Source organism: Acidovorax sp. NB1 (genome assembly GCF_005405905.1).
Classification (GTDB): Bacteria; Pseudomonadota; Gammaproteobacteria; order Burkholderiales; family Burkholderiaceae_C; genus Acidovorax.
The window spans coordinates 1-5,222 of the sequence record NZ_BJHU01000050.1; the positions used below are offsets into that span (position 1 = coordinate 1).

Annotated in this window: 2 tRNA genes and 2 rRNA genes; all 4 read right to left on the bottom strand. The window is 51.2% G+C overall.

The features are described from left to right. Positions 1-90: 90 nt before the first annotated feature. A 23S ribosomal RNA gene (locus AvAM_RS22570) occupies positions 91-2,969 on the bottom strand. Positions 2,970-3,347: 378 nt separating this feature from the next. Continuing rightward, positions 3,348-3,423, bottom strand: a tRNA-Ala gene (locus tag AvAM_RS22575). A gap of 50 nt (positions 3,424-3,473) precedes the next feature. Beyond that, a tRNA-Ile gene (locus AvAM_RS22580) sits at positions 3,474-3,550 on the bottom strand. Between the two features lie 52 nt (positions 3,551-3,602). Then, positions 3,603-5,131: ribosomal RNA gene (locus AvAM_RS22585) — 16S ribosomal RNA — on the bottom strand. Together the 16S and 23S rRNA genes with 2 tRNA genes alongside form the textbook arrangement of a ribosomal RNA operon. Positions 5,132-5,222: the final 91 nt, after the last annotated feature.

Consider the following 5,222-nt stretch of genomic DNA (forward strand, 5'->3'; position numbering starts at 1 on the left):
GAATCAGATTGTGTGTCTTTTGACTGCGTCTAACTTGGCATAACAGACTTTGAGCTTCACGCTGGAGAGCGTGTTGGCTATCAAAGTTATAGGGTCAAGCCGCACGAGCAATTAGTATCAGTTAGCTTAACGCATTACTGCGCTTCCACACCTGACCTATCAACGTCCTGGTCTTGAACGACTCTTTAGGGGGCTCAAGGCCCCGGCAGATCTCATCTTGAAACGAGTTTCCCGCTTAGATGCTTTCAGCGGTTATCTCTTCCACACTTAGCTACTCGGCAATGCCACTGGCGTGACAACCGATACACCAGAGGTGTGTCCACTCCGGTCCTCTCGTACTAGGAGCAGGCTTCCTCAAATCTGCAGCGCCCACGGAAGATAGGGACCAAACTGTCTCACGACGTTTTAAACCCAGCTCACGTACCTCTTTAAATGGCGAACAGCCATACCCTTGGGACCGGCTACAGCCCCAGGATGAGATGAGCCGACATCGAGGTGCCAAACACCGCCGTCGATATGAACTCTTGGGCGGTATCAGCCTGTTATCCCCAGAGTACCTTTTATCCGTTGAGCGATGGCCCTTCCATACAGAACCACCGGATCACTATGTCCTGCTTTCGCATCTGCTCGACTTGTCAGTCTCGCAGTTAAGCACGCTTATGCCATTGCACTATCGTCACGATGTCCGACCGTAACTAGCGTACCTTCGAACTCCTCCGTTACGCTTTGGGAGGAGACCGCCCCAGTCAAACTGCCTACCATGCACTGTCCCCGATCCAGATAATGGACCTAGGTTAGAACCTCAAACACACCAGGGTGGTATTTCAACGTTGGCTCCATGAGATCTAGCGACCTCACTTCAAAGCCTCCCACCTATCCTACACAGATCTGTTCAAAGTCCAATACAAAGCTACAGTAAAGGTTCATGGGGTCTTTCCGTCTTTCCGCGGGGAGATTGCATCATCACAAACATTTCAACTTCGCTGAGTCTCAGGAGGAGACAGTGTGGCCATCGTTACGCCATTCGTGCAGGTCGGAACTTACCCGACAAGGAATTTCGCTACCTTAGGACCGTTATAGTTACGGCCGCCGTTTACTGGGACTTCAATCAAGAGCTTGCACCCCATCATTTAATCTTCCAGCACCGGGCAGGCGTCACACCCTATACGTCCACTTTCGTGTTTGCAGAGTGCTGTGTTTTTATTAAACAGTCGCAGCCACCGATTTTTTGCAACCCCGTTGGGCTCCCTCTGTACGAGTTCACCTACTTGGGGCATACCTTCTCCCGAAGTTACGGTATCAATTTGCCGAGTTCCTTCTCCTGAGTTCTCTCAAGCGCCTTAGAATACTCATCTCGCGCACCAGTGTCGGTTTGCGGTACGGTCGTCAATAGCTGAAGCTTAGTGGCTTTTCCTGGAAGCAGGGTATCACTCACTTCGTCTGCAAGCAGACTCGTTATCACCCCTCATCTAAGCCCGGCGGATTTGCCTACCAGGCACGACTACAGGCTTGAACCAACATATCCAACAGTTGGCTGAGCTAACCTTCTCCGTCCCCACATCGCACTATTGATCGGTACAGGAATATTGACCTGTTTCCCATCAGCTACGCATCTCTGCCTCGCCTTAGGGGCCGACTCACTCTACGCCGATGAACGTTGCGTAGAAAACCTTGCGCTTACGGCGAGGGGGCTTTTCACCCCCTTTAACGCTACTCATGTCAGCATTCGCACTTCTGATACCTCCAGCATCCGTTACCAGACACCTTCACAGGCCTACAGAACGCTCTCCTACCACTTGCAATAAATTGCAAATCCGCAGCTTCGGTAACTGGCTTAGCCCCGTTACATCTTCCGCGCAGGACGACTCGATCAGTGAGCTATTACGCTTTCTTTAAATGATGGCTGCTTCTAAGCCAACATCCTGACTGTTTTAGCCTTCCCACTTCGTTTCCCACTTAGCCAATTTTAGGGACCTTAGCTGGCGGTCTGGGTTGTTTCCCTCTTGAGTCCGGACGTTAGCACCCGGTGCTCTGTCTCCCAAGCTGTACTCTGCGGTATTCGGAGTTTGCATAGGTTTGGTAAGTCGCCATGACCCCCTAGCCTAAACAGTGCTCTACCCCCGCAGGTAATACTTGAGGCACTACCTAAATAGTTTTCGGAGAGAACCAGCTATTTCCAAGTTTGTTTAGCCTTTCACCCCTATCCACAGCTCATCCCCTAGTTTTGCAACACTAGTGGGTTCGGACCTCCAGTACCTGTTACGGCACCTTCATCCTGGCCATGGATAGATCACTTGGTTTCGGGTCTACACCCAGCGACTGATTCGCCCTATTCGGACTCGATTTCTCTACGGCTTCCCTATTCGGTTAACCTTGCCACTGAATGTAAGTCGCTGACCCATTATACAAAAGGTACGCAGTCACCCTTGCGGGCTCCTACTTTTTGTAAGCATGCGGTTTCAGGATCTATTTCACTCCCCTCCCGGGGTTCTTTTCGCCTTTCCCTCACGGTACTGGTTCACTATCGGTCGATTACGAGTATTTAGCCTTGGAGGATGGTCCCCCCATATTCAGACAGGATTTCTCGTGTCCCGCCCTACTTTTCTCTAACTTAGTACCACACGTCTGTTTTCGCATACAGGGCTATCACCTGCTATGGCCGGGCTTTCCATCCCGTTTTGCTAACAGTCGTGCTATCACTAGAAGGCTCTTCCGATTTCGCTCGCCACTACTTTCGGAATCTCGGTTGATGTCTTTTCCTCGAGCTACTGAGATGTTTCAGTTCACCCGGTTCGCCTCGCATACCTATGTATTCAGTATGCGATACCTCTTGCGAGGTGGGTTTCCCCATTCAGAAATCTCCGGATCAAAGCTTATTTGCCAGCTCCCCGAAGCTTATCGCAGGCTATCACGTCTTTCGTCGCCTGTAATCGCCAAGGCATCCACCACATGCTCTTAGTCACTTGACCCTATAACTTTGACATCTCTTTCAAGATATCGCCATCATCTCAAGGACTTGCCAGGTCTTTCACCTGACGCGTTATGCCGTAATGTGAATAATTCCTCGATATCACTATCAAGAAACATTCGTCATTACTGAGTTCAAATTACTTCGCAATCGCTTTCGCAATCACGTTTGCTCATTGAACATTCGTTTTGACGCAATCAAAAATTTGTCACCAGGGGCACGGTCTGCACTAAACCTTTACGAATGTGCAGTTTCCCCTGGCAACTCTGATTTCGACTCTATGAATTTTTAAAGAACAGCCGATTGATCAATCGATATTGATCAACAACAAAGCAGCCTTTCGCAAAGCAGCTTTGGTGTTGAATTCCCGAAGTGTTGTTGGTGGAGGATGACGGGATCGAACCGACGACCCCCTGCTTGCAAAGCAGGTGCTCTCCCAGCTGAGCTAATCCCCCATCTCGATCCATTGCCTGCAACTCTCATCGCAGCCATCGCCATCGGAATTTGGTGGGTCTAGTTGGGCTCGAACCAACGACCCCTGCGTTATCAACACAGTGCTCTAACCAGCTGAGCTACAGACCCTGTTCCAACAACCGATAAGTGTGGGCGTTCAATATTGAATGCAGTTTTCCAGAAAGGAGGTGATCCAGCCGCACCTTCCGATACGGCTACCTTGTTACGACTTCACCCCAGTCACGAACCCTGCCGTGGTAATCGCCCTCCTTGCGGTTAGGCTAACTACTTCTGGCAGAACCCGCTCCCATGGTGTGACGGGCGGTGTGTACAAGACCCGGGAACGTATTCACCGCGACATTCTGATCCGCGATTACTAGCGATTCCGACTTCACGCAGTCGAGTTGCAGACTGCGATCCGGACTACGACTGGCTTTATGGGATTGGCTCCCCCTCGCGGGTTGGCAACCCTCTGTACCAGCCATTGTATGACGTGTGTAGCCCCACCTATAAGGGCCATGAGGACTTGACGTCATCCCCACCTTCCTCCGGTTTGTCACCGGCAGTCCCATTAGAGTGCCCTTTCGTAGCAACTAATGGCAAGGGTTGCGCTCGTTGCGGGACTTAACCCAACATCTCACGACACGAGCTGACGACAGCCATGCAGCACCTGTGTTATGGCTCTCTTTCGAGCACTCCTCTATCTCTAAAGGATTCCATACATGTCAAAGGTGGGTAAGGTTTTTCGCGTTGCATCGAATTAAACCACATCATCCACCGCTTGTGCGGGTCCCCGTCAATTCCTTTGAGTTTCAACCTTGCGGCCGTACTCCCCAGGCGGTCAACTTCACGCGTTAGCTTCGTTACTGAGTCAGTGAAGACCCAACAACCAGTTGACATCGTTTAGGGCGTGGACTACCAGGGTATCTAATCCTGTTTGCTCCCCACGCTTTCGTGCATGAGCGTCAGTACAGGCCCAGGGGATTGCCTTCGCCATCGGTGTTCCTCCGCATATCTACGCATTTCACTGCTACACGCGGAATTCCATCCCCCTCTGCCGTACTCTAGCTATACAGTCACAAATGCAGTTCCCAGGTTGAGCCCGGGGATTTCACATCTGTCTTATATAACCGCCTGCGCACGCTTTACGCCCAGTAATTCCGATTAACGCTCGCACCCTACGTATTACCGCGGCTGCTGGCACGTAGTTAGCCGGTGCTTATTCTTACGGTACCGTCATGGACCCCCTTTATTAGAAGGAGTCTTTTCGTTCCGTACAAAAGCAGTTTACAACCCGAAGGCCTTCATCCTGCACGCGGCATGGCTGGATCAGGCTTGCGCCCATTGTCCAAAATTCCCCACTGCTGCCTCCCGTAGGAGTCTGGGCCGTGTCTCAGTCCCAGTGTGGCTGGTCGTCCTCTCAGACCAGCTACAGATCGTCGGCTTGGTAAGCTTTTATCCCACCAACTACCTAATCTGCCATCGGCCGCTCCGTGAGCGCAAGGCCTTGCGGTCCCCTGCTTTCATCCTGAGATCGTATGCGGTATTAGCAAAGCTTTCGCCTCGTTATCCCCCACTCTCGGGCACGTTCCGATGTATTACTCACCCGTTCGCCACTCGTCAGCATCCGAAGACCTGTTACCGTTCGACTTGCATGTGTAAGGCATGCCGCCAGCGTTCAATCTGAGCCAGGATCAAACTCTACAGTTCGATCTTGATTTTTTCGCTCTTTCGAGCAACTCATAAAAAAGAATTGAAGTGAACTTCACTTCTATCTCATGAGCGTTTGTAGTGCTAAGCA